Here is a 25,988-nt window from a genome sequence, read left to right as displayed (position 1 = left end):
AGCATGGCGCGGCGTTGACTTACTTTACATGTAAACGTATGCTATCGCATATTTCTGGAGGGTGCAATGGCTGAACGTTCCTTTGCTCGCGAGGTCGAGGATCTCCGGCTCGGCGACGGCGACACGTTCCGCGGCGAAGGCATCCTCGCCATCACCAAAGCGCTGCTGCAATCGGGTGTCGCCTATGTCGGCGGATATCAGGGCTCGCCGATCTCGCATTTGATGGACGTGCTTGCCGACGCCAAGGACGTGCTCGACGATCTCGGCGTCGTGTTCCAGAGCTCGGCCAACGAGGCAGCCGCCGCGGCGATGCTGTCGGCCTCGGTGATGTATCCGCTGCGCGGCGCGGTGGCCTGGAAGTCCACGGTCGGCACCAACGTCGCCTCGGACGCGCTGGCCAACCTCGCCTCGGGCGGCGTCACCGGCGGCACCATGATCATCGTCGGCGAGGACTATGGCGAGGGATCCTCGATCATGCAGGAGCGCACCCACGCCTTCGCCATGAAGTCGCAGATCTGGCTGCTCGACCCGCGCCCCGACCACGAATGCATCGTCAATCTGATCGAGAAGGGATTTGAGCTCTCGGAAGTCTCGAACACGCCTGTCATGCTCGAGGTCCGCGTTCGCGCCTGCCACATGCACGGCAGCTTCGCCTGCAAGGACAACGTCAAGCCCGCTCACACCATCAAGGACGCGCTCAACAACCCCAAGCGCGACGTCAACCGCATCGTGCTGCCGCCGGCGGCCTATGAGCATGAGCAGGAGAAGATCAGGACGCGGCTGCCCGCGGCTGTCAGCTTCGTCCGCGACAACAAGTTGAACGAATGGATGGGACCGAAGCAGGGCAAGGTCGGCATCATCATGCAGGGCGGCATGTACAACAACGTGATCCGCGCGCTGCAATATCTCGGGCTCTCGGACGCCTATGGCAACACCCAGGTCGCGCTCTACGTCATGAACGTCACCTACCCCGTGATCGACACGGAGGTCGCCGAGTTCTGCCTCGACAAGGAGGCCGTCCTCATCGTCGAGGAAGGCCAGCCGGAATATCTGGAGCAGGCGATCAACACGGTGCTGCGCCGCAAGGACATCCAGGCGCGCGTCCATGGCAAGGACGTGCTACCGATGGGCGGCGACTACACCGCGCAGGTGCTGCTCGGCGGCGTCAGGGAATTTCTGGAGAAGACCGAGCCGAGATTACTCGGCAACCGCCCGCCTGCCCCCGACGCAGCTCCTGTCCTCAATCATCCCGCCGTCGAAAAACTCAAGCAGGTGGTTCCGGCGCGCCCGCCCGGGCTTTGCACCGGCTGCCCGGAGCGGCCGATCTTTGCGGCGATGAAGCTGGTCGAGGAAGAGCTCGGCCAGCATCACGTCTCAGCCGACATCGGCTGCCATCTGTTCTCGATCCTGCCGCCGTTCAACATCGGCGCGACGACCATGGGTTTCGGCCTCGGTCCGGCCTCGACCTCGGCCTTCAACGTCAAGGCCGACAAGCGTTCGATCGCCGTAATGGGCGACGGCGGCTTCTGGCACAACGGCCTGACCAGCGGCATCGGCAATGCCGTCTTCAACAAGCATGACGGCGTCTTCGTCATCGTCGACAATTACTACACCTCGGCGACCGGCGGTCAGGACATCCTGTCCTCGCGCGCGAGCAACAAGCGGCGCAAGACCAACAATTCGATCGTGCAGGCGGTGAAGGGCATCGGCGGCCAATGGGTGCGCCAGCTCGACCGCACCTACGATGTCGGCAAGATGCGCGACACGCTGAAAGAAGCGCTGACGACGAAGGAGGAAGGCCCCAAGGTCATCGTCGCCTCCTCCGAATGCATGCTGAACAAGCAGCGCCGCGTGAAGCCGCAGATCAACAAGGCGATCAAGGACGGGATGCGCACCGTCAAGGAGCGGTTCGGCGTCGACGAGGACGTCTGTACCGGCGACCACGCCTGCATCCGGCTGTCCGGCTGCCCGTCGCTCTCCGTCAAGCAGCTCGACGATCCCCTGCGCGACGATCCGGTCGCGGCGATCGACAATTCCTGCGTCGGATGCGGCAATTGCGGCGAGGTTGCCGAAGCCGCCGTGCTCTGCCCCTCGTTCTATCGCGCCGACGTCATTCACAATCCAAGCCGATGGGACAAGTTCAAGTCTGAGGTCGCCATGTCCGTGATTGGCTGGCTGCAACGGCGGCGCGACCGCCGGCGTCCCGCGCTCGAGGCGCTGGCATGAGGGACGAGACGGTGCGGCTGGCGCTGCCCGCTGCGGGAGACGCGACCGAACGGCCGATCTCGATCGCGATCGTCGCGATGGGCGGCCAGGGCGGCGGGGTCCTCACCGACTGGATCGTGCAGCTCGCCGAGAACCACGGCTGGGCCGCGCAATCGACCTCGGTGCCCGGCGTCGCCCAGCGCACCGGCGCCACCATTTATTACATCGAGGCGATGCCGCTGCTCGACGGCCGGAGGCCGATCCTGTCCTTGATGCCGACGCCCGGCGACGTCGACGTGGTGATGGCCGCGGAATTCATGGAGGCCGGCCGGTCGATCCTGCGCGGCCTCGTGACGCCGGAGCGCACGACGCTGATCGCGTCCAATCACCGCTCGTTTGCGATCGGCGAGAAGATCGCGCCGGGCAATGGCATTGCCGACGACGGCGCGGTGACGGGTGCGATCGGCGTTGCCGCCAAGACCGAGATCATCTTCGACCTGAACGCGCTGGCGATCGCGCATGGCAGCGTCATCTCGGCGGCGATGTTCGGTGCGCTGGCGGCCGCAAACGTGCTCCCGTTCAGCCGCGAGAGCTATCTCGACGTGATCCGTGCCGGCGGCAAGGGCGCAAAAGCCAGCATCGAGACCTTCGACGCCGCCTTCGACCGCGTCAAGACCGGGGCCGCGGAAATTGCGGCACCAAGCCAGCCGGCGCAGGCCAGCACAACGCCCGCGCCGCTCGATCCGCAGCTCAGCGGGCTTGTCGCGCGGCTGACGCAGGACTTGCCCGAGCCCGCGCAGGCGATGGCGCGGGCCGGCCTGAGGAAGGTCGTCGACTTTCAGGACGTCGCCTATGGTGCCGAATATCTCGATATCCTCGGCAAGCTGTCCACCACGGACCGGAACGCCGGTGGCACTGAACGGGGCTACGCGTTCACGCAGGCCGCGGCAAAACATCTCGCCAACGCGATGAGCTATGACGACGTCATCCGCGTCGCCGACCTCAAGACCCGCGCCAGTCGCCGCACGCGCATCGAGAGCGAGCTGGAGCTGTCGCAGGACCAGGTGCTTCACACCACCGAATTCATGCATCCGCGCATGGAGGAGGTCATGGGGATGCTGCCGGCAGGTTTTGGCCGCTGGCTTGGTACCAGGCCCCGCTTGCTCGGCTGGCTCGATCGCCGCGTCAACAAGGGGCGCCGGGTGCGGACTTATTCGCTGCCCTGGTTCCTCGCGCTCTATGTCGTGGCGGGCTTGCGCGGCATGCGCCGCCGCTCGCTGCGTCATGCCGTCGAGATGGCGCATCGGGACGCGTGGCTCAAGGATGCGACCGAAGCCGTCGGCATCAACTACCAGCTCGGCGTCGAGATCCTGCAATGCCGCCGGCTGGTGAAGGGCTATTCCGATACCCACAGCCGCGGACTGTCCAAGTTCGACAAGACGCTGGCCGCGATCAAGCTGGTGGAGCGGCGCGACGATGCCGCCGACTGGGCGCGGCGGCTGCGGGAGGCGGCGCTGAAGGACGGGCCCGGCAAGGAGCTCGACGGCGTGATCCAGACCATCAAGAGTTTTGCGTGATGCCGTCGGCCGGCCCAGGATTCGATTGCCGTTCGAGCTGACGTCCGTCAGCATGGGACGGCTTGACTACGATTCTCAGCTTGTTAATCGGAGCGAACGCCCAGCGATAATCCCCCTCGACGAGACACATTGTACTTGATGGTCATGTGATGCCGGCAGCACTCAAGGAGAGCATTGGTCCCGCCTATGGGCAGATCGAAACCAGGCTTTGGCTGCAATTGCTGTCATTGCACGGCGAGATTTTCGCGTCGCTGAACGCGATGCTGGGCGCGGAGTTCGGCCTGTCGCTGGCGAAGTTCGACGTGCTGGCGCAGCTCGACCGTTCCAGGGACGGCCTCGCGCTCGGGCAATTGTCGCAAAACCTGAAAGTCTCCGGCGGCAACGTCTCGGGGCTGGTGCAGCGTCTTCTGGCAGACGACCTCATCAGCAAGGAAATGTCGAGCGAGGATCGGCGCTCTTTCATCGTGCGCCTGACGCCCAAGGGCGAAGCGCTGTTCCGCAAGGCTGCGGACGTCCACAAGAAGCATCTTTGCAAACGGCTCGAGACCATTCCGGCCCGGGAGCTGGACACCGCGCTGTCGGTGCTGCGCTCCCTCTCCTCGAAAATTCGCCCTCATCGCAAGAAGTAAAGTCGCAAAGATAATGGCCAAAGATTCCAAGAGCCGGTGGAGATCGGGTCCGCCCAGGACCAGGGACCAGCTGCAAAGCTACATCCCGTATCTGTTCAACCGCCTCGCCAATCGCTGGAACCTGGACCAGAACCGCGATCTGAGCGAGCACGGCATCAACAATGTCGTGTTTCGAACGCTGTCGGTGCTCTTCATCTACAAGAGCCTGACCGTCAACGAGATCTCCGTTCTCGCCGTCACCGAGCAATCGACCGCGAGCCGCATGGTCGAATCCATGGTGTCGTCGGGTCTCGTGATGCGCGAGATCGCGGAGGAAGACCAGCGGCGCCGGGTGGTGGCGCTGACGCCGGACGGCGAAGCGCTGCTGCGCAAGATCTGGCCGATCATGGCGACCAATTACGACCGGCTGATCGCGGGCATCGATCCCGACGAGATCGAAATCTGCGCCCGCGTGCTTGCCAAGATGGTCGACAATATCAGGCAGAACCAGATCTAGCTCGGCCCAAGATCTAGCTCGGACCGAGCCCGACGAGGCTGGTGCCGCCGCAGACATAGAGCACCTGGCCGGTGACGAAATCGGAGCGCTCGTCGAGGAAGAACTCGATCGCGTGCGCGACATCCTCGCGCGAACCGAGCCGGCCGACGGGCACGTTGCGCGCCATCCGCTCCTGCTGCTCCGAGCCCTTCGGGATGATGCCCCAGAAATTGTCGGTGAGGATCGGTCCCGGCGCGACCACGTTCACGGTGATGCCGCTCGCGGCCAGCTCCAGCGCCCAGGTCCGCGCCATGCCGTGCACGCCGGCCTTGGTCGCCGAATAGGCCGAGCGCGTGGCCGCGCCCATCGCCGCGCGCGAGGAGACGAACACGACGCGGCCGAAGCGGCGCGCGCGCATCCCCTCCATCGCAGTCTGGGTCAGCAGCATCGGTGCCCCCAGATGCAGCTGCGCCAGCGTCAGAATGTCCTCGGGTTTCGCATCTTGCAGCAGGTTGGGCAGGATGATGCCGGCATTGTGCACGAGGCGATCAATGGCGTGATCGCGGCAGATCTCCTGCGCGATGGCGCGCGTCGCCGCGATGTCGGTCAAGTCGGCGCAATAGGCGGCGAGCAGATCATGGGTCCAGTCCGGCTTCTCCAGCCCGACCGAGACGACGCGCTGGCCTTTCTCGACGAGCCGTTTTGCCAGGGCTTCACCGATCCCCGAATTGCCGCCGGTGACGAGTGTGGTGCGGATCGTGCTCATGATTGGCTCCCTCAGACCTGCCGCCGCTTGAGGTCGCGCAGGTCGAAGAACGCGCCCTCGCCCATCAGCTTCGCCACATAGTCCTTGAGTCCGCCGCGCTGGATCTTCTCGGTTGCCGTCAGCGGCAGGCTGTCGACGAAGCAGATCCAGCCCGGCGCCTTGTAGTAGGCCATCTGCTCCAGGCTCCAGCGCACGATGTCTTCGGCAAGCTGCCGATTGGCGCCGGCCTGCTCGGCGATGATCACTGCCGCGACCTCGTCGCCGCGGACCTGATCGGGCGTCGCCGCAACCGCGGCCTGCCGGATCGCGGGATGGCGGTTGAGGACAGACTCGACCTCGACCGCGGCGATGTTCTCGCCGGAGCGGCGGATCACGTTCTTCTTGCGATCGACGAAATGCAGATCGCCGTCCGCATCGCGCGAGACGATGTCGCCGGTGTGCAGCCAGCCGCCGGCCCAGGCGTCAGCGGTGGCCTGCGGATTCTTCAGGTATTCGCGGAAGAAGCCGTAGCGCGGATCTGCACCGGCCCGCCGCACCAGCAATTCGCCGGGCATGTCCACCACCGCGTCATTGCCGCTCTCGTCGACGATCCGGATCTCGACCTCGCCCGCCGGCCGGCCAAAGCAGCTGGTGCCGATCTTGCGCGGCTCGACATTGGCGGCGATCACGCCGCCGCTGCCGGTCTCGGTCATCGCCCAGGCCTCGATCAGGGGAAAGCCGAACCGCGCCTCGAACGGCGCGTGCAGCAGCTTGTCCACACCGGCACCAAGGCCGAACCTCACGGTGTGGGCCTTGTCCTGCGGCGATTCCGGCGCGCTCATCAGCATCGATGGCATCACGCCGAGATAATGCAGGCAGGTCGCGCGGCTGTCGCGCACGGACGCCCACCAGCTGCGCGGATGGAAGCGGTCGAGCATGGTTAGGCAGCCGCCGACCGACAACATCGCCATCAGCGACACCGCCATCGCGTTCATGTGAAACAGCGGCAGCGGCGTGATCATGCGCTCGCCCTCCGCCTTCAGCCCGCACAGCCCGCCGACGTCACGATACCAGTTTCCGGAATGCAGGAAATAAATATTGGTCAGCACGCAGCCCTTGGGCTGCCCGGTCGTCCCTGACGTGTAGAGCAGCGCGCATTCGGTTGCGCCGTCGCCTGCGGCCGCAGCCAGCCTGCCGCCGAACGGTGGAGGAACCTCATCGCCGTCGGTCACCACCGCGATGGCGCGGCCGGCCTGACGCGCGGCTGCTGCGACCTCGTCGCGCCGCTCGGCGAGCACGAAGGCCGCGTTCATCTCGGAATGGGCGACGATGTATTCGAGCTCGCTCATCCGCAAATCGGGGTTGATCGGCACGACGGAGACGCCAAGCGCGTTCAGCGCCAACCACAGCTCGATGAACACCGGTCGGTTCTGCAGCAGCAGCCCGACCCGGTGGCCTTCGCCATAGCCCTGGTGCGCGAACGCCGACCGCCAATGCTCGACCCGGTCGAGCATGGCGCGATAGGAGATCTCCCCCGCCGCGATGCCATAGATCCCGGCGGTTTCCGGCAGAACGTTGAGGAAGCCCGCCTCGCCGCGGCGGAGCGCGGTTTCCCGAAAGCGCGCGTAAACAGTGGTCTCAGCGGTCAAGACATTCTCACATGAAGAGCTGGATGTTGCCGAACGGCGCGTCGAAATTGACGAGATCGACGCGCTTGAGCTTGATCTTCAGGCCATCTCCGACCTGAACGAAATCGTGCGAGGCCCATCCCGAGAAGCGCTCCAGCACGTCGCCGCGCGTCTCGGTGTAGATATAGGACGTCCGCGCCTTGAACATTCCGGCGGCCGGATCGCACGCGACGATCTGCGGCGCCTGGAGCAGATGATGGCAGCGGCTTTTCGGCTTCTGGCTGAAGGTCCGCTCGCCGGCGAGGCGTTCGACCCGCACCTTCAGCAGCAGCAGGTCCTCGTACATCAGGGACGGCTGGAGCACCGGGTCCTGCTGCTGCCATTCCAGCGGCATCCAGTAACGTCCTTCGGGATGAAACAGGTCGAGCCAGGCCTGCCACTGCATCGTATCGAGCAGATCGGCCTCGCGATAGATGAAGTCCGTGATGGTCTTCTCGGTGATCATTCCGCAGCCTCGACGCGCTTGTCCATGTCCAGGGTCATGAACTTGGCCCAGGCATGAAACTGGTTCCGCATCTGCCGTTCCGACGTACCGTTGATCACGGCGGTGACGTCCGCTTGCTCGCCGGCCTCGTAGAGGCGCTGGAGATTGACCCATTGATTGCCGTTGGACTTCAACCCCTCCTGGGCGCGCTCATACATTTCGAGATCGTCGTGACCGACGATCGAGGTCGGCGCGTTGATGAAGCGGTTGTACATCAGCGCCCGCTCGTACAGCTTGTCGGGCGCGCCGACCAGGCGATAGACCCAGCTCTCGACCAGCGTCTTGTCGACCGCGATCGGGATGAAGTTGCGCAGGATCTGGACGGCGCCCTTCACCATGATGTTGGGGAAATACACGGTGTTGTGCCTGACCTCGCCGAGGATCTCGTGCGCGCGCGTCTCGCCATAGGCCGCGACCATCTGGCCGAGATAGCCCTCGATGTCCGAGTAGTTCGAATGGATGGAGTTGGCGACACCGGTATGGCCGTGGCCGTTCGGCCAGATCCTGATGCCGCTCTGCTCGTAGAATTCGTACGGGCTCATGAAGGGACCGTAGAGCTGCACCGCCATCGGCGTCTCCGTGGAATCGCTCTGCTCGCGCTTCCAGACCTTGACCGCGGTGCCGGCCGAGCTTTCATGCGCCACCATCGGATGGCAGGTGTCGGTCTGGTTCTCGACCAGCATCTTCCAATTGCAGGTGTGCATGTAGCGGATCGGCGCGGCGACGACCGCGAGCTTGCCCTCCGGCGAGCGGTCGACCATGTTGTCGATAGTCGAGAGGCTCTCGCCGAAATAGTCCTCGAAGGAGACGCCGTTGTCGTTCAGCTGCGCGAAGATGAAGTCGCGATGGACGACGACGTTCCTGATCCGCGACAGTCCCTCATTGGCCTGCGCATTGCCGAACCCCGTCCCCTCGTAGCCCTTCTTCAGGGGAATCGCGAGCAGCGAGCCGTCGGTCTTGAACGACCAGGCATGATAGGGACAGCGGAAAAACTTTCCGGTGTTGCCGCAGGCCTCGGACGCGATCTTGACGCCCTTGTGCGGGCAGCGATTGTAGAATGCGTGGATGGAGCCGTCGGTATGGCGGCTCGCCAGCACCGGCTGCCGGCCGATATTGGCGGTGATGAAATCGCCGGGCTTCGCCAGCTGGCTCGCATGCCCGATATAGATCCAGCTGTTCGGGAACAGATGCTCCATCTCGAGCTCGAAGATCTCGGGGTCGACATAGACGTCGCGATGCACCTCGGTGTCACGCACCAGCGCATCGATCGCAAAGGCATTGTTCCGGTATCTGTCCATGACGCCTTTACCTCCCGCTAGAGATCCAGCACAAGCCGTTCCGATTTCGCGCGCGACACGCAGATCTGCATGACCTTGTTGGACGCCTTCTCGTCGTCGCTGAGAATGACGTCGCGGTGATCAGGAATGCCTGAGATCACGCCGCATTGGCAGATGCCGCAATCGCCGCGCTGGCAGTCGTAGAGGACGTCGAGCCCCGCAGCCTCCAGCGCCTGGATGATGGTCTGGCCGGCCGCGACCGCGACGACCTGCCCGCTCGACTTGAGCTCGACCTCGAATGGCTTGTCGGGCAAGCCCGGCTGCTCCGCCTTGAAGAGTTCGTAGTGAACGCGGTCGGCCGCAATGCCCTTGGCCAGCGCGGCGGCCTTCACCGCCTCGATCATGCCCGCGGGGCCGCAGACGTAGACGTGGCACCCTGCCGGCGGAGCGCCCAACGCCGCCGCAATATCGAGGCGGGATGCGTCGTCGTCATGATGAATGGAGAGGCTGTCCGCGCAGATCTCCTGCAATTGCGGCAGGAACGCCAGCGTCCCCCGCGTGCGGCCCGCGTAGTGTAGGCGATATGGGCCCCCGCGGACTTTCAGCTCAGCCGCCATCGACAGGATGGGCGTAACGCCGATGCCGCCGGCAAACAGCAGCGCGGGTGAAGCCTCCGCGTGCAGAGGGAAGTTGTTGACCGGCGCGGTTGCCCTCACGACATCGCCGATCTTCAGCGCGTGCATGAACTGCGAGCCTCCGGTCGAAGCCTGCTCGCGCAGGACGCCAAGCGCCAGTGCGCCGTCGGGAAGCCCAGGCAAGGCCATCAGCGAATACGGCCGGTCGCCCCCATTCGGGAGCGCCACGCGAACATGCGCGCCTGCCTGCCATTGCGGCGCGACACTGCCCTCCACGTCAAACACAAGGCTCCGCACCGACGGAGTTTCCGCGGTCCACGACCTCACCTTGAATTTCAGCGGATGCGTGTCCATTCAGGCATCTTACAATTATATGTATTTGCATATTTTTAGACATGCAATAATTGCCTGTCAATGATCCATGGACGCTCGACTTGCCGTCCGCGGCGAACGGCCCTGCGTACTTTCCGGTGGCCGTGGAAGTCTGCGCTCAAGCGAACCGTCGAGGCCTCGATCCAGCGCTTCTCACACGCCACCCTCTAACTAGCTGAAAAGACTGAAACCCTCACGCCAATCCATCAAGTGCCGTCGCGAGCGAGAAACCGAGACTTTGGAAGTACAAGACGCTGAACGCCACATGAAAGTAGCTGTTGCGCGAGAAGCGGAAGAAGATGAAGGCCAGACCGAACCGCTCTACTCTCATCGGGCGACTCTCCCAAGCATCCGGATGCCCGTCGCGTAGATCAGGGCCCAAGTCGCAAGTTCAGAAACGACCGTCTGAGATCGCAACCACCCGAAACAGGAGTTTGCGGCATACGGCCTGACGTGCGTCGGGCCAGTTGTTCCGCCCTCGAGATGAGAATGCAAATCGCTCGGGTGCGCTACTCTCACAAAACGGCGTCCCGCAATGGCGGGTTTACCGAAAGTGCCGACAGCGATTTCACGGAGCCGGCTTGCGCGCAGCAAGTCGTCACAGGTCAGCAAGGCAACTGCCGACCAGTGCGAAAACCAAGAACTCGATATCGGGAATGAAGAAGCGCTGTGAGGGAGCGGACACGATGGATTGGCCGCCCTGCAGGGCGTCTAAGTCAGCGAAAAGTGTGGAGGGCACTAGAAATCAATCGTAGAGCCGGCTGATTAAGAGTCAATTCGCCTATCAGGTGCGTCGCGTCATTGATCGAATAGGTCGCAGACGTAGCTACGCGAATGCGTAGCGGTGAAGTGACACTCTCCCCGACCTACTCACTTCAGAGAGCCGCGCTCACGTTCGCTATCGTGGGATTTTTCTTGATCTCTGGGTGCACACATCGTGCACACGCCGCTGCCGAACCAATTGGAAGACCTGAACTCTCGCTCCAATCCATCAGGGGCCAAATTAGGCCAGTTTAATCCAAAGAGGCATAAGCTGATCGCACGCTGTATTGCGCACCAAGGAAATCGACCAGGCTTTGGCGTAGTTTCGAAGATTGGGGTGCCTGGATCACCCAGAGACCCGCAGGCTATGAAATGGTCTTTCCTGAGACTTTGTCGAACAGATGCGTTCGCTCAAGATTGAGCGCGACGTCAATGACGTTGTCAGGCGCGGCGGTCACACCAACCTGCATTTGCGCCGTGAACGGAAACACGCCCACGGTTCCAATCACGAGCGTATGGGGCCCAAGCGGCTCAACGTCTTTCACCATCAGGCGGATCGACGAACCCGCCGGCGCGTCGTGCAGCAGCACGTGGTCGGGCCGGACGCCGAGCACGACCGCCTTGCCGACGCTCCCTGCATAGGCCGCCTCGCGCGATTTCGGCAGTGTCAACGCCGTCCCCGACGGCTCGGTGAAGACCAGCGCACCGTCGCGCGCGACGATCTCGCCATGAATGAAGTTCATGCTGGGCGCGCCCATGAAGCCCGCCACAAAAAGATTGCTAGGCTTCTCGTAGATCGTGATCGGATCCGCCGCCTGCTCGATCCGGCCGCGATTCATCACCACGACGCGATCGGCCATGGTCATGGCCTCGACTTGATCGTGCGTGACATAGACGATCGTTTTGGCAAGACGGCGGTGCAACGCCTTGATCTCGGTCCGCATTTCGATGCGCAGCTTGGCGTCGAGGTTCGACAACGGCTCGTCGAACAGAAACACGTCCGGGCTGCGCACGATCGCACGGCCGATCGCGACGCGCTGGCGCTGTCCGCCGGAGAGTTGCTTCGGCCGGCGGTCCAAATATGGCTCGAGGTCCAGAACCCGTGCGACGTCCTGCACTGCTTTCGCGACGCTGGCGCGCTGCTCGCCCCTGACCTTCATGCCGTAGCCGATGTTCTCCCCGACCGTCATATGCGGATAGAGCGCGTAGTTCTGAAACACCATCGCGCAATTCCGCAGGCCCGGGCGCAACTGCGTCACATCGCGACTGCCGATACGAACGGTTCCGCTGGTGACCGCCTCAAGCCCTGCAATCATGCGTAAGGTCGTGGTCTTGCCGCAGCCGGACGGGCCGACAAGCACGACGAATTCCTCGTCGGCGACGTTCAGATCGAGCCCTTCGATGATCTTGTAGGGCCCATATGCCTTGCTGACGTTCTCGATCTCGACGTGCGCCATGGATTCCTTTTTCCGTCCCTCATATCGACGGTCAACAAAGCCCGGATGATGCTTGCGCATCATCCGGGGCAGTCTCCGCGGAAAGCTAGTTCTTCGGCGGAAGACCCATCGCAGCGCGATAGGCCGCCAGTTGCTTCGCACGACCGAACTCGTCGGTCAGGCGATTCCATTCCTTCGCGACCGTATCCAGCGCGGCCTGCGGCGTGGTCTGGCCGGCCAGCGCCTTGCCAAGCTCGATCTCCACGACCTCGGTATAGGAGAAATAGCCGGGCAGACGCATGTCGAGCGCGACGTTCTTGCCGTTGATCGAGTCGGCCTGCGCGCTGAGATACTCCTTGGCCTCTTGCGGCGAGAAGATCTTGTTCCACAACTCCAGATTCGCGGTGTGCGACTTACGGTAAGGGTTCACACCCGTGCCGCCGGTGATCGCTGCCTGGCCGGAAACTTCGGGGCTCGTCAGCGTCTTGACGAAATCCCATGCCGCCTGCTGGTTCTTGCCGACCTTCGGCACGCCAATCTGCCATCCGCCGAACGCCATGAAGGGCGCCGGCAGGACTGCCGGAAACTTGTCCCACTTCTTGGTTTTCGCATTCCAGATCTCGTCAGAGCCGGGCAGGACTGCGGAGCCGACCTTGCCGGAAATCTTCGATTGCTTGGGGTCGGCCGCGATCACGCCGGTGTCGCCCCAGCCGATCGATTCCGCCACCTGACCGCCGGCAACGGCCGCGTTGACCTCGCCGAACGAGAAGTTCAGCGCATTGGGCGGGCCAAGCTTCGACGCGCGGATGTATTCTTCCAGTCCCTTCACCCAGCCGGGGTTGTTGATCTGGGCATCCATCGTCTCGGGGTCGAAGAACATCGCGCCCGGATAGTTCGGATTGTTGGTGTAGGCGGCCGCGTGGCTGAAGAAGAACCAGAACTGCTGGCCGCCGCGGCGGAACGCTTCCGCGGTGCCCCAAAGTCCCTTGTCGGGGCGCTGGAAGAACTCCGCGATGTCGAGATACTGCTTCCAGGTCTTGGGCGGCGCCAGGTCGTAACCGTACTTGGCCTTGAACGCGTCCTTCTCCTTGGGATCGCTGAACAGGTCCATGCGATAGGTGTAGGTGTGGACGTCGCCGTCCATCGACTGCGAATAGATCTTGCCCTCCCACACCATCAGCCGTTCGCGATAGGCCGGCTCGACATCGTCCCAATCCTTGCCTGATTGCATCGCCTTCGGCATTTCGCTGAGATAGGGGACGAAGTCGGGCAGCCAGGCCGGCGCAAAGCTGACCAGGTCGAACGTCGCATCCGACGCGGTGAGCGACGTGACGATCTTGGGGTAGAGCTCCGACCACGGAAACTCCACGACGTTGACCTTGCCACAGGTCTTCTTGGTCCATTCATCCGCGCCGAGCTTGAGCGCGGAGGCGATATACGGTCCGGTCTGCGACGCCACCGTCAGGGTGACGCCAGAGTAATCCGGGCTACAGGCCGCGTTCACCTGGCTCGCGGCGCACGCCATCACGAGCGAGGTGGTCAGCATCAGAAACGTCCGTCGCAACATCGTCCAGTCCTCCCTAGATGAGTTTTTGCTATTTGATTGCCCCGAGCAGCAGGCCCGACCGCATCATGCGGCTGAGCAGGCCCGCCATGATCATCATCGGAATGATGGCGACGAGCGCCGCGGCCGAGATCGCCCACCATTCGTCGCCGCGCTGGCTGTTCTGTCCCGCCACCAGGATCGGCAGCGTCTGCCATTTGGAATTGGTCAGGAACAGCGCGAACAGGAACTCGTTCCAGACAAAGGCCAGCGTGATCATGAAGGTCGCCAGCAGCCCGTTCATCGACATCGGCACCACGATGCCGAGAAAGATGCGCCAGCTCGGCACGTTGTCGACCATAGCGGCTTCTTCCACCTCGATCGGGATTGCCTCGAAGAAGTCGCGCATCAGCCAGACGACGATCGGCAGCGAGAACGCGACATAGCACAGCGTCAGGCCGACAAAGCTGTCGATGAGCTGGAAGCCGAGCCGGCCGATCTCGCTGTAGAGCAGGTAGAGCGCAAAGGCCGTGACGATCGGTGGAAACATGCGCTGGCTGACGAACCAGAACAGGATGTCCTCATTGCCAAGGATCGGGCCCGGCAGCGGCAGACGGTTGGCGACGATCGCAGCGGCAAGCGCGAATGGGAACGCGAGCAGCAGCGCCTGCGGCCGGGTGAATCCGAGCGAATTGTTGAACAGCAGATAGCCGCCGAGCGCGAGCAGGAAGAAGATCAGGCCGGCGCCAAAGCGCACCTTGAACTCAAACCGCACCAGCGCATAGGCTGCCATCGCGCCGATGGCGGTCGCGATCGCCGCCGCCGACAGGCCAACGATGGTCGAGTTCAGAAACGTCCTGAAGAATTCACCCCGGATCCCGTGGTAGAGGTCGATGAAGGGCTGCAGCGTCGGAGTGAAATCGACGAACGGAATATAGGTCGGGCCGCCGACCACGCCCGGCGGGGTCTTGAACGCCGTCACCACCACCCAATAGAGCGGAAACGCCGTGATCAGGCACCATGCGAGCACGCCGACCGCGGCCAGCCGGCGACCCCAGTTCGATAGTCCGGTGAGGCCCTGCCCGCTCATCGGCGCTTCTCCAGATGCGGCCGCAGCAGCGCCAGATAGGTCACGCCGATGATCGTGATGGCGATCAGGAACAGGAAACTGAGCGCGGACGTGTAGCCGAGATTGAACTTCTTGAAGCCTTCCTGATAGGCGAACAAGGTCAGCGTCTCGGTGTCCACGCCCGGTCCGCCGCCCGTCATCACAAACACGGTGTCCATGATCTTGTAGCTTTCGATCAGGCGAATGAAAACGACGGCTGCGGAGATCGGCAGCATCATGGGAAACGTGATACCCCAGAACTGCTGCCAGGCGCTGGCGTTCTCGAGTTCGGCCGCCTCGTAGACATCTTCGGGAAGCGTCTGCAGTCCGGCCAGCATCATCAGGATGATGAAAGGCGTCCACTGCCAGATCTCGACCGCGATGATGCAGGCGAGCGCCCAATGTCCATTGGTGAGGAACGGCAGGTTCGCCAGGCCGAACATGGACAGGACCTGGTTGAGCGGCCCCATGGTCGGATTGAAGATCATGCGGGCAACCAGCGCGACGGCAACCGGGGCCAGCAGCATGGGCAGCAGCAAGGCCACGCGAAACAGCCGCTCGCCGGGAATGCGCGCGTTCAGCGCGAGCGCGACGCCAAACCCGATGACGTATTGAAGCCCGACGGCGATGAACGCGATCAGCGTCGTCGTGACGATCGCGTTCCAGAAGCGCGGCTCCTGCAAGAGAGTGGCATAATTGCCGAACCACACCACGCGCGGCGGAATTGGCGGAATCAGGCGATAGCTGAGGAAGCTGGTGGTGAACGAATAGATCAACGGAAAGATCGAGATCGCCAGCACGACGAGCACCGCCGGCCAGATGAAGACGTGCTTGATCGGATCGTTCCGCATCATCAGCAGATCATCCCTTCAACAGCGCTTCGATCTCGACCCGGCGCGGCATGGCAGGCGCAGTCCCCGCGCGCGTCACGGAGATCCCGGCTGTCGCCGAACCGAAGCGCGCGGCATCCAACGGATCGGTGCCGCCCGCGAGCGCTGCCGCGAAGCCGCCGACGAAGGCGTCGCCCGCGCCCGCGGTCTCGACCACCTTGCCGGCGGCGAACGGCGGCACGTGCAGCGAGCGATCTCGCCCGTGAAACAACGCTCCGCGTTCGCCGAGCGTGATCAGCGCGATGCCGGCGCCCTTGGCCAGCAGCGCATCGCCGGCGCGGCGGGCGCCAGCAAGATCACCCACCGCAATTCCGGTCAGTGCTTCGGCCTCGGTCTCGTTCGGAACGACGTAGTCGCACAAGGCAAACAGGCTGTCGTCGAATGCGCCCGCAGGAGCCGGATTGAACACGGTGATGCTGCCGGCAGCACGCGCGATCTCGAGCCCGCGCTGCGCAGCAGCGACCGGCTGTTCGAGCTGGGTTACGAAGACGCGGCTGGCGCGGATCGCGTCCGCCGCCGCATCGACGTCATCAGGACTGAGACCATCGGCCGCCCCGCTCACCACGATGATGGCATTGTCGCCGCGCGTCTCATGGACATAGATGAAGGCGGCGCCGGTCGGCGCTTCCGCAGTCCTGGCGACGCGCGGCCTGATGCCCTCGGCTTCCCAGGTCTTGATGGCGAGATCACCGAAGGCATCGCGGCCGATCCGGGAGACGAAGGTCACGTCCGCGCCCGCGCGCGCCGCCGCGACGGCCTGGTTCGATCCCTTGCCGCCCGGCCCCATGGCAAATCCCGAGCCGGCAATGGTTTCGCCGATCGCGGGCATGTTGCCCGCACGGAAGGCCAGATCGACGACGAAGATGCCGAGGATCGCAACGCCAGACTTGCTCATGGTCGTCACTCTCCGTCCGGCGCGATGACGCCCTTGGTGAACAGGAAGCAACCATAGAAGCGCCGCTCACCGGTTGCGATCACGCAGTAGGCGGTCTTGGCCTTTTCATAGAAAGCATGGCGCTCGACCCCGACCAGCGGCCAGGAGCGCCCCTCGGCGCGATCGATGGCGGCCTGCACCTCGCGCTGCACCGGCGGCACTTCCTGGGGCTGGCCGACGATCTCCATGCGCATCGCGGCATCGTCGACGAACGTATCGAGCGGCATCACCGAGAGAATGGCTTCGATCGCCTTGGCCGTGCTGACATTGTCGATGCGCAGCAACTCACCGAACGCGGTCTGGCGCGCGATCGAGTCGGCGGGGAAATTGGTGTCGCACACGACGAGACGATCGCCATGCCCCATCGCGCGCAAGGCATAGAGCACGTCGGCATTGAGCAGCGGGTTGATGCCCTTGAGCATGTTGTGTCCCTCCCTTGTCTTCCAAATCGCCCGAACTCTGATGGTCCGGATGCCAACCAATATCACTGCAAGGTGACGTCTTTAGTCTCCGTAGGGAATCCAGATGTTCTTCACCTGCACCGCGTGACGGAGCAGGATCGGCCCCTCGCTGGCCGCCCTGTCGTACCAATCGAGCGCCAGCCCGTGGTCGACCAGCGTGCGCTTGAGATTGCCGACCGACAGCCGCTCCGCCACTGTCGAAGCCTCCTGCGAGCCGAACACCCAGAGCGCATCGACGTCGTCATGCTCGGCCAGAACCTTTGCAAGCGCATCGCGTTCGCCGGTGACGATGTTGACGACGCCTGCCGGCACGTCCGACGTCTCCAGCACCTGGTAGAAATCGGTCGCGGCCAGCGGGTGCCGCTCGCTTGGCACTGCGACGACACGGTTGCCCATCGCGATCAAGGGAGCCACCAGGCTGATGAAGCCCAGCAATGGCGCCTCGTCCGGACAGGCCACGCCAACCACGCCGATCGGCTCGTGCATCGCAAGCGCCACGCCGCGCAATGGCGGTGCATGGATCGTTCCCTCGTACTTGTCGGCCCAGGCCCCATAGCTGAACAGCCGTTCGATACTCACCTCGACCTCTGCGCGCGCCTTTGCGGGCGACACGCCGGTCATGTCACCGATACGCCGGGCGAACTCGTCGCCGCGCGCGGACAGATTCTCGGCAAGGTAATAGAGGATTTGGGCGCGATTATGCGCCGTCGCCCGTGCCCACCCCTCGGCCGAACGTGCGGCGGCCACGGCGTTGCGGATATCCTTGCGATTGCCCTCGCCGGCTTCGTCGAGATGCCGGCCCTTCGGCGACAGCACCGCGCGCGAATAATTTCCATCGGGGCGCACCTGCTTGCCGCCGACAAACAGTTTTGCGGTTCGGTCGATCGACGGCGTGCCAAATCCGGCTGCCTCTGTAGCGGCTTCAGGGAGTGGCGGCAGCTTGGCTCGCACTTTCCGTCCGCTCCATGCTTTCGGCTTGAGATATTCGGTGAGACCTTCCCGGCCGCCCTCGCGGCCGAAGCCGGACTCGCGATAGCCGCCGAAGCCGACGCTGGCATCGAACAAATTCGTCGCGTTGACCCAGACCACGCCGGCCTGAAGTTTTGGCGCGATATCGAGCGCGAGGCCAATGGTCTCGCTCCACACGCTGGCGGCAAGCCCATAGCGCGTGTTGTTGGCGAGCATCACGGCTTCATCGGGCGTACGGAACGTCATCGCAATCAGCACGGGCCCAAAGATCTCCTCGATTGCCACGGTCGAGGACGGATGTACGTTCCAGAGCAAGGTCGGGGGATAGAAGCAGCCCTCTGCGGGGATCGGGCCAGGCGCCTGATACTTCTCGGCACCCTCCTTGACGCCGGTTTCGACCAGCGCCTTGATCCGCTCGAGTTGCACAGGTGCGACCACCGCGCCCATGTCGATCGCCTTGTCGAGCGGCGGCCCCACACGCAGCGTCTCCATGCGGCGGATCAGGCGCTTGCGGAAGGTCTCGGCAATCCCCTCCTGCAACAGCAGCCGCGATCCGGCGCAGCAGACCTGGCCCTGGTTGAACCAGATCGCATCGACCACGCCTTCCACGGCGCCATCGATATCGGCATCGTCGAACACAATGAAGGGTGACTTGCCGCCGAGCTCGAGCGTCAGCGACTTGCCGCTGCCTGCGGTCGACTGACGGATCAACCGCCCGACCTCGGTCGACCCGGTGAAGGCGATCTTGTCGACATCAGGGTTTTCGACCAGCAACGCGCCGGTAGCGCCATCGCCCGTCACCACATTCAACACGCCAGGCGGCAGGCCGGCCTCCGCCGCGAGCTCAGCAAACAGCAGCGCGGTGAGTGAGGTGAATTCTGCGGGCTTCAGCACCACGGTGTTGCCGGTCGCCAGCGCGGGCGCGATCTTCCAGGCCAGCATCAGCAGCGGGAAATTCCAGGGGATGATCTGGCCGATCACACCGACCGGGACGTGGTCGGCGAATTCGCGCTCCTGCAATTGCGCCCAGCCGGCGTGATAGAGAAAGTGGCGCGCGGCAAGTGGCACGTCGAGATCGCGGGTTTCCCTGATCGGCTTGCCGTTGTCGATCGCTTCCAGCACCGCGAACAATCGCGCGTGACGCTGCAGCATACGTGCCAGCGCATAGAGATGACGGGCCCGCCCGTGACCCCCGAGCTTCGCCCACTGCGTTTGCGCCGATCGCGCAGCGCCGACAGCGGCCTCGATATCGGCGGCGCCGCCTTGCGCGATTTTAGCCAGCGCCTTGCCGGTGGCCGGCTCAATCGTCGCCAGATGCTTGCCCGAAGCGGGAGCGACGAATTTACCGGCAATGAAATGCCCGAACGTCGCATCGTGACGCTTCAGCCAGGCACGCGCGTCGCCGTCCGCCTCGGGAGCAGGACCATAATCCATGGTCTCATAGTAATGTGCGACACTCATGCTCAGCCCACAGGGTGACGGTTGAAGGCCGAGTAGCGGCCGGTGACGTGATGCTCGAGCTGGCGCTCGATGTCGGCGAGCAGGCTCGAGGCGCCCACGCGAAATAGATCCGGCTCGAGCCAGCCGCGCCCCAACTCCTCCTTCATCAAGAATTGGTAGTTGAGCACATCTTTCGCCGTCGAGATTCCGCCGGCCGGCTTGAAGCCGATCTTGAAGCCGGTGCGCTCCTCATAGATCCTGATCATGCGGAGCATCGCCAGCGTCACCGGCAGCGTGGCATTGACGCCTTCCTTGCCGGTCGAGGTCTTGATGAAGTCGGCGCCGGCCATCATGCAGACCATCGAGGCTTTGGCGACATTGCGCAGCGTCTTGAGGTCGCCGGTCGCGAGGATCGTCTTGAGATGCGCGTCCCCGCAGGCGGCGCGGAAATCCCGGACCTCAGCGTAAAGCGCCCGCCAATCTCCGGTCAGCACGTGCTCGCGCGTGATGACGATGTCGATCTCCTGCGCACCGTCCCTGACGGACGCCTCGATCTCCTTGAGCTTGAGGTCGTGAGGGATGAGGCCTGCAGGAAATCCGGTCGAGACCGCAGCGACCGGGATGTCATATCCGTCGAGCGCTTCGACCGCGGTTGCGACGAAGCGGTGGTAGACGCAGATCGCGCCCGTGTGGAGCCCGCGCCCGGCAAAGCCGAGTGCCTCAAGGAGATCGCTCCGCAGCGGCGCCCTCGCCTTGGCGCAGAGGCGCTTCACACGCTCAGTCGTATCGTCGCCGCTGAGGGTCGTCAGGTCGATACAGGTGATCGCCTTGAGCAACCACGCTGCCTGCGCGTCCTTCTTGACGGTGCGTCGACCAGGCAGGCTCGCAACGCGGCGCTCGGCGGCCGACAGATTGATCCTGATCTCGTCGACCCAGTCCATCTCGAGCGCGCGGCCGGTGTTGCGCGCGATGGCATGCGTATGGTTGTGATCCCGCGCATGGGGCTGCGCCGGCACCGCGGATGGATTTGGTATCAAGACGCCCTGCGCCATCGGTACGCCGTGCGGTGCTAGCGAATCGGCTGAAGCGGCAGATAGACTGAATGTGCCGATTGCAACATGCGATCCTCCCATCCCTTGCCCGCCGGAGCTTCCGCTCACTTGCCATCGCTGACAGGAACTGCTCCTCGGACCAGATGTTATTATTGTAACAAATTGACGTTGCTAAACTCACATCATTGTAAGATCATTGTCAACCGGATAAGCAAGCTCGGTAACGAAAATGGCTGAAACACCGACCGCACGCTCCAGCGAGTCCCGCGTCCAGCGGCTGCAACGGCTGCGCCGCGCCGTCGAGACCAGCGGCGCATTGCATCTAAAGGACGCCGCGGATCTGCTGAAGGTGTCGGAGATGACGGTCAGGCGCGATCTTGCCGGTCCGGAAGCGGCGCTCGCCCTGCTCGGCGGCTACGTCGTCAACGCGGCGTCGCCGACCGGAATCAAATACACATTCGAGCAGGAAATCGACCAGCACACGCAGGACAAGCGCCTCGCCTGCCGATCCGCGGCCGCCTCGATCAAGGAAGGCGACACCATCTTCATCGACTGCGGCACCACCATGCAGTCGCTGGCGGATTGCCTGCCCGAGGACATGCCGCTCTCGGTGATCTGCTATTCGCTGAACGTCGCCTCGATCGTCACGCATCGGCCCGCAACGCAGGTGATGCTGATGGGGGGACTTTACCATCCGTCGTCGCAGTCGTTCTCGTCGGACGACGGCCTGTCCTATCTGCGGCGGCTCGGCGTCAACAAGGCTTTCATCTCGGCCGGCGGCCTGCACTGGACCCGCGGCGCAAGCTGCTCGAACTTTCACGAAGTCGCCATCAAGCAGGCTGTCATTGCCACTGCGATGGAGAGCATCCTCGTCGTCGACGCCAGCAAGCTCGGCAGCCTCAAGCCGGCCTTCTTCTCCGATATCGGTTCGTTCGCGCGGATCATCGTCGGCGGCTCGGTGCCATCAGACACGCGCAAGCACTTCCGCAATCTTCCCGTCGAATACGTCACCAGCGCAGCCTGATCCGGACGGGGGCTGGCTCGCCCGGGTCAGGTCTGCTGGAGCATGATCCGGAAAAGTGTGAAGCAGTTTTCCGGAAAGATCATGCTCAAACAACGATGCGCGGCACGGGACCGCGCATCGTAGCCGCAGGCTCAGTTGCAGGCGGGCTTAGCCTTGTTGCAGGCATCCGTCAGCTCGGCCGGCGGCTCCTTCTTGAAGACGGTCTTGTAGGACTCCAGCACATTCGACTGTGTCACCGGCAGCGACTGCACGCCGACCCAGCCGGGCGTTTCCTTGCCCAGCAGCGCGTTCATCATCGCCATCGCCTCGGCGACGCCCTGGTCATAGGGACGCTGCGAGCCCGTCGCCTTCAGCGGACCGCCCTTGGCAATCTCGATGGCCGATTGCAGGCCGAGATCAACCGTCGTCATGGGAATATCGATGCCCTGGGCCCGCATCGAGCTCAGCGTGTCGAGCGCCGGCTGATCCCACACCGCGTACAGTCCCTTGACGTCGGGGTTGCCGGTCAGGAAGTCGCCCGCGATCTGCGAGACCTTCGGCGGATCGGTGAAGTCGACCTGCTTCATCTTGATGTCGGGCCGGTTCGCCTTCATCCACTCCCGCACGCCCTTGGTGCGCTCGTTGGTGCTGAAATAGTCGACGCCGAAATTGACGAGACCGATGGTGCCGCCCTGCGGCATACAGGACGCCAGGATCTGAGCCGCGATCTGGCCGTTGCCCTGGCTGTCCGCCGAGACCATCGTCGCATATTCCTCGGGATGCTTCAGGCCGGTCGGGATGCTGTCCATCAGCACGAGCTTGATGCCGGCCTTGGCGATCTTCTTGTAGGTCGGCGCGGTCGCAGTGAAATCGACCGGGATCGAAATGATGCCGTCCGGATGCTGCTGGATGGTGTTCTCGATGTCGGCGATCTGCTTGTCGACCTGATATTCGGCGGACGCGACGCCCGTCACCGTCACACCGTACTTCTTCAGCGTATCGGTAATGCCCTGGATCTGGAGCTGCGACCAGTCGAGGTTGACCGTCTGCATGGAGATGCCGACCTTGAAGTGCTTGTCCTTGATCTTCGCGGCGTCGGCCTCCGACAGTGCCAGCACCTCGGGTGAAGCCGCCTTCTCGCCGTGTGGCCCCTGGCCGACGATCGATTTCGGCCCAAGCTTCGCGAGATCGACGCCCTTGACGCAGGTCGCGGGCACCTCGGCGCGGGCCGAGGGCATGGTCGAGATGGCAGCAGCGGCCATCAGCACAGTCAAAGGCAAGGCTTGTCGCAAGATTGGTTTCATTGTTTCCTCCATTTTGGTCGCCGATTCACCGGAGGGCCAGCGACCTTGCCCCTACCCACGCAGCGCAATGAACTTGTTGTTCATGCGCCTGACCTCGACTAGCGTTTCGTGAAAGCAACCGCGGCAACGATGATCGCGCCCTTGATCACGAGCTGCATCGGCGAGCTCACGCCGAGCAGAACAAGGCCGTTGTTGAGCGTGCCGATGATCAGGCTGCCGAACAGCGTTCCCAGGATGTAGCCGCGCCCGCCGAACAGGCTGCAGCCGCCGAGGATCACCGCGGCGATGACGTCGAGCTCCATGCCCTGCACGACATCGGGCCGCGCGGCGTGTGAACGTGCGGACAGCACCAGCGCCGCTAGACCGGCCAGCGTGCCGGTCAGGACAAAGGCCGCAGTCGTGATCCGTTTGGTGTTGATGCCGGAATAGAGCGCCGCGGTCGGATTGCCTCCGACTGCGTAGATGCGCCGGCCGAACACGTTGTAGTGCAGCAGCAGGATGCCGGCGATCATCGCCGCTAACGTCCAAGCGATCGGAACCGGTATGCCGAGGAACGTGCCTTCCCCAAAGATCGCGAAATAGGTCTCGTTGGTGATGATGACAGGCTTGGTGTTGGTCACCATCATCGCCAACCCCCGCGCCATGCTCAGCGAGCCCAGCGTTACCAGGAAGGACGGGATTGATAGCTGCGTGGTCAGGATGCCATTGAGCAGCCCGACCAGCGCGCCGGTGCCGAGCCCGGCCACGGCGCCCACGATCCAGCTGTTGTGGATCTGGCTCATCGCGAGAGCAGCCGCCATGCCTGACAGCGCCAACGTCGATGCAACCGACAGGTCGATCTGACGCGCGATGATGATGAAGGTCATGCCGACCGCGATGATCGACACCAGCGTGGTCTGGCGTCCGATGTTCAGGAAATTGTCGACCGACAAGAACCAGGGCGAGGACAGACTGAAAACGACCAGCAGGATCACGAAGGCGATGTACAGCATGTAAGGCCGCTCGCCCCGCAACAGATTCTGGAGAATCTTGCGGCGCCGGTCGGACTGGGTCGACGAAGCGACGACGTTGGGAGCAGTCAGTTCGGTCATGCGGACAACTCTTGCGATAGGCTCAGCCCGGAGGCCTGGTACATCTGGAGGAGATGGTGCAGCTCTTCGGCGTCATCGATCTCGCCGCGCGACAACGTTCGGGCGACACCCCCGTTGTCGATCACGGAGATACGGTCGCAGAGCTCGATCAACTCGACGAGATCGGAGGAGACGACGAGGACCCCGCTGCCGTCGCGGGCCGCGTTCCGGATCACGGCATAGATTTCCTCGCGCGCGCCAACATCGACACCAACCGTCGGTTCGTCCAGGAGCAGCAGGCGTGGCCGCGGATCATTCCATTTTCCGAACACGACCTTTTGCTGGTTGCCGCCGGACAGTGTCCTGACCAGGGTGAAGGCGCCCTGCGCCTTCACCGCAAGCCTGGCGACGGCGGTTTCCGCACGCCGGGCGGCGGCGCGCTGCTGCATCCAGCCCCAGCGCGAGAAATGAGGGATCCGCGGCAGGGTGACGTTTCGCTCGATCGAATGGTCTAGGACCAGGCCCTGCACGTGGCGATCCTCCGGCACCAGCGCGATGCCCTGCTTTATTGCATCTGCCGGCCCGTTCGGCAGCCATCGGCGGCCCTCGATCTCGATTGCGCCGTTGTCGAGCGGCCGGAGGCCGAACACCGTCTCCAGAATTTCCGTGCGTCCGCTGCCGATCAATCCGGCGAGGCCGTGAATCTCGCCCTTCAGCACCGAGAGGTCGACGGCGCGAAGCCGATCGTTGGACACGCCGGACAGCGACAGAACCGGCGACGGATCCAACCCGCGCTTCGTTGCAGGCTCGGCGCGCGAGCCGGTGGATGCCGATCGATCGGAGCCGACGATGGCATTCACCAGCCGCTTCATGTCCGTATCGGCGGTGACAAACGTGCCGGCGTTGGCGCCATCGCGCAGCACGGTGACACGCTGCGAGATCTCGAAGACCTCGTTGAGCCGATGGGTCACATAGATCACGCCGACTCCGCGGCGCGTTGCCTTCCCGATCGCATCGAACAGGATCCGAACCTCATCCGATGTCAGCGATGAGGTCGGTTCGTCGAGGATCAGAAGCCGAACCTCGCCCATCAGTGCCTTGGCGATCTCCGTCATCTGGCGGTAGGCGAACGGCAGCGAGCCGACGGTTGCCCCCACATCCAGGGGAATGCCGAGTTCGTTCAGGAACGCTTCGGCCCTGGCCATCAGCGCGCGCTGCCTGACAAAGCCGAAAGCTGCGCGCGGCTCGCGGCCGAGCAACAGATTGTCCGCGACGCTCAGGGATTCAATGAGGCTGAGATCCTGATAGACAACGGCGATCCCCGCCTCGCGCGACTTCGCCGGGCTGTCGAATTCCACCAGCCTGCCGGCGATTTCGACCGTGCCGCTGTCGAGGGTATGAACGCCACTGAGGATCTTGATCAGCGTGGATTTTCCGGCACCGTTCTCGCCCAGCAGCGCGTGCACCTCGCCGGCCCGGACCTCGAGCCTGACATCGCGTAGCGCGCGCACGCCGCCGAAGCGCTTGTTGATGGCACTGACCATCACAAGCGAGGGCGACGGCCGAGGCTCTGCTGCAACCGAACCCGACAATTCCAAACTTTCCTCCCGTCGGCCCCGCGCTACGCTGGTACGATGGTGACATATTGTTACTTTTGCAACTTATATTGTTATAATTCTATCATAGGGGAGGCTTGTCAAGGCAGATCGCTTGGGAAGCAGGTTCGAATGACCGCTACCCCGATCGCGCCTCGTGCCGTCGCGAATGTCGACCGATCGGCCACTTTCCCAGCGGGGACCTGCTCGACATCCAGGACAGCCCGCGGGTTGCGCCACGCACTGAAGGCCTAGTCGTTCGTCAGATTTGGGCGTCTTCCGCGGACCAGGGACGATTACGGGATTCGACGGGAAGACGGCATATCTCGCCGTG

The 25,988-nt window shown here is 63.6% G+C and carries 22 protein-coding genes; 5 read left to right on the top strand and 17 right to left on the bottom strand.

Features of this window, described 5'->3' with window-relative positions:
- Positions 1-66 precede the first annotated feature (66 nt).
- From I3J27_RS13605 to I3J27_RS13590, 4 genes are all read left to right on the top strand, one after another.
- Positions 67-2,226, top strand: coding sequence for a thiamine pyrophosphate-dependent enzyme (locus I3J27_RS13605; RefSeq protein WP_270169962.1), 2,160 nt, complete (start codon positions 67-69; stop codon positions 2,224-2,226).
- Positions 2,223-3,782 (top strand): indolepyruvate oxidoreductase subunit beta family protein, encoded by a 1,560-nt coding sequence (locus I3J27_RS13600; protein WP_270169960.1) that lies wholly within the window; start codon positions 2,223-2,225, stop codon positions 3,780-3,782. The genes I3J27_RS13605 and I3J27_RS13600 overlap by 4 nt, the downstream gene beginning before the upstream one ends.
- 149 nt (positions 3,783-3,931) lie before the next feature.
- Positions 3,932-4,411: a MarR family winged helix-turn-helix transcriptional regulator gene (locus I3J27_RS13595; RefSeq protein WP_270169957.1), complete on the top strand. Its 480-nt coding sequence runs from the start codon at positions 3,932-3,934 to the stop codon at positions 4,409-4,411.
- Between the two features lie 13 nt (positions 4,412-4,424).
- Positions 4,425-4,907 (top strand): MarR family winged helix-turn-helix transcriptional regulator, encoded by a 483-nt coding sequence (locus I3J27_RS13590; protein WP_270169955.1) that lies wholly within the window; start codon positions 4,425-4,427, stop codon positions 4,905-4,907.
- 13 nt (positions 4,908-4,920) lie between these two features.
- On the opposite strand, the gene I3J27_RS13585 is transcribed toward I3J27_RS13590, so the two are convergent.
- The 14 genes from I3J27_RS13585 to deoC all read right to left on the bottom strand — a co-directional run bounded on the left by I3J27_RS13585 (position 4,921) and on the right by deoC (position 20,571).
- Positions 4,921-5,652, bottom strand: a complete 732-nt coding sequence (locus I3J27_RS13585) for an SDR family NAD(P)-dependent oxidoreductase (protein WP_270169953.1) — start codon at positions 5,650-5,652, stop codon at positions 4,921-4,923.
- Positions 5,653-5,663: 11 nt separating this feature from the next.
- Positions 5,664-7,280, bottom strand: coding sequence for an ATP-dependent acyl-CoA ligase (locus I3J27_RS13580; protein ID WP_270169951.1), 1,617 nt, complete (start codon positions 7,278-7,280; stop codon positions 5,664-5,666).
- A 7-nt stretch (positions 7,281-7,287) separates the two neighbouring features.
- Positions 7,288-7,764, bottom strand: a complete 477-nt coding sequence (locus I3J27_RS13575; protein WP_270169949.1) for an aromatic-ring-hydroxylating dioxygenase subunit beta — start codon at positions 7,762-7,764, stop codon at positions 7,288-7,290.
- Positions 7,761-9,101 (bottom strand): aromatic ring-hydroxylating dioxygenase subunit alpha, encoded by a 1,341-nt coding sequence (locus tag I3J27_RS13570; RefSeq protein ID WP_270169947.1) that lies wholly within the window; start codon positions 9,099-9,101, stop codon positions 7,761-7,763. Before I3J27_RS13570 ends, I3J27_RS13575 begins: the two co-directional genes overlap by 4 nt.
- 17 nt (positions 9,102-9,118) lie before the next feature.
- Entirely contained in the window at positions 9,119-10,069 is a 951-nt protein-coding gene (locus tag I3J27_RS13565; protein WP_270169945.1) for a PDR/VanB family oxidoreductase, read from the bottom strand.
- Between the two features lie 211 nt (positions 10,070-10,280).
- Complete coding sequence (locus I3J27_RS13560) at positions 10,281-10,418, bottom strand: hypothetical protein (RefSeq protein ID WP_270169942.1); 138 nt, start codon at positions 10,416-10,418, stop codon at positions 10,281-10,283.
- 796 nt (positions 10,419-11,214) lie between these two features.
- Positions 11,215-12,306, bottom strand: coding sequence for an ABC transporter ATP-binding protein (locus tag I3J27_RS13555; RefSeq protein WP_270169940.1), 1,092 nt, complete (start codon positions 12,304-12,306; stop codon positions 11,215-11,217).
- A gap of 85 nt (positions 12,307-12,391) precedes the next feature.
- Positions 12,392-13,831, bottom strand: coding sequence for an extracellular solute-binding protein (locus I3J27_RS13550; protein ID WP_370691977.1), 1,440 nt, complete (start codon positions 13,829-13,831; stop codon positions 12,392-12,394).
- Positions 13,832-13,880: 49 nt separating this feature from the next.
- Positions 13,881-14,918: a carbohydrate ABC transporter permease gene (locus tag I3J27_RS13545; protein ID WP_270169936.1), complete on the bottom strand. Its 1,038-nt coding sequence runs from the start codon at positions 14,916-14,918 to the stop codon at positions 13,881-13,883.
- On the bottom strand, positions 14,915-15,790 hold the full coding sequence (locus I3J27_RS13540; protein WP_270169934.1) for a carbohydrate ABC transporter permease: 876 nt from the start codon (positions 15,788-15,790) through the stop codon (positions 14,915-14,917). The genes I3J27_RS13545 and I3J27_RS13540 overlap by 4 nt, the downstream gene beginning before the upstream one ends.
- Before the next feature lie 7 nt (positions 15,791-15,797).
- Positions 15,798-16,721 carry a ribokinase gene (locus I3J27_RS13535; protein WP_270169932.1) on the bottom strand — a complete coding sequence of 308 codons (924 nt, stop codon included), beginning with the start codon at positions 16,719-16,721 and terminating at the stop codon, positions 15,798-15,800.
- A 5-nt stretch (positions 16,722-16,726) separates the two neighbouring features.
- Complete coding sequence (locus I3J27_RS13530; RefSeq protein WP_270169930.1) at positions 16,727-17,182, bottom strand: RbsD/FucU family protein; 456 nt, start codon at positions 17,180-17,182, stop codon at positions 16,727-16,729.
- A gap of 81 nt (positions 17,183-17,263) precedes the next feature.
- Complete coding sequence (locus tag I3J27_RS13525) at positions 17,264-19,651, bottom strand: aldehyde dehydrogenase family protein (protein WP_270169928.1); 2,388 nt, start codon at positions 19,649-19,651, stop codon at positions 17,264-17,266.
- Positions 19,652-19,653: 2 nt separating this feature from the next.
- Positions 19,654-20,571, bottom strand: a complete 918-nt coding sequence (gene deoC, locus I3J27_RS13520; RefSeq protein ID WP_270172734.1) for a deoxyribose-phosphate aldolase — start codon at positions 20,569-20,571, stop codon at positions 19,654-19,656.
- 340 nt (positions 20,572-20,911) lie between these two features.
- Between deoC and I3J27_RS13515 the strand changes: the two genes are divergently transcribed.
- Positions 20,912-21,706: a DeoR/GlpR family DNA-binding transcription regulator gene (locus I3J27_RS13515; protein ID WP_270169926.1), complete on the top strand. Its 795-nt coding sequence runs from the start codon at positions 20,912-20,914 to the stop codon at positions 21,704-21,706.
- Between the two features lie 131 nt (positions 21,707-21,837).
- Here the strand turns inward: I3J27_RS13515 and I3J27_RS13510 are convergent, their stop codons facing one another.
- The 3 genes from I3J27_RS13510 to I3J27_RS13500 form a co-directional block, all read right to left on the bottom strand.
- Entirely contained in the window at positions 21,838-22,947 is a 1,110-nt protein-coding gene (locus I3J27_RS13510) for a substrate-binding domain-containing protein (protein ID WP_270169922.1), read from the bottom strand.
- Positions 22,948-23,087: 140 nt separating this feature from the next.
- The gene (locus tag I3J27_RS13505; RefSeq protein WP_270169921.1) at positions 23,088-24,080 is read right to left on the bottom strand and encodes an ABC transporter permease; all 993 of its coding nucleotides are present in this window, start codon (positions 24,078-24,080) and stop codon (positions 23,088-23,090) included.
- A complete protein-coding gene (locus tag I3J27_RS13500; RefSeq protein ID WP_270169919.1) occupies positions 24,077-25,603 on the bottom strand; it encodes a sugar ABC transporter ATP-binding protein in 1,527 nt (508 codons plus the stop codon). Before I3J27_RS13500 ends, I3J27_RS13505 begins: the two co-directional genes overlap by 4 nt.
- Between the last annotated feature and the right edge of the window lie 385 nt (positions 25,604-25,988).

Source organism: Bradyrhizobium xenonodulans (genome assembly GCF_027594865.1).
GTDB classification, from domain to species: domain Bacteria; phylum Pseudomonadota; class Alphaproteobacteria; order Rhizobiales; family Xanthobacteraceae; genus Bradyrhizobium; species Bradyrhizobium xenonodulans.
This window is presented reverse-complemented; position numbering and strand designations above follow the sequence as displayed.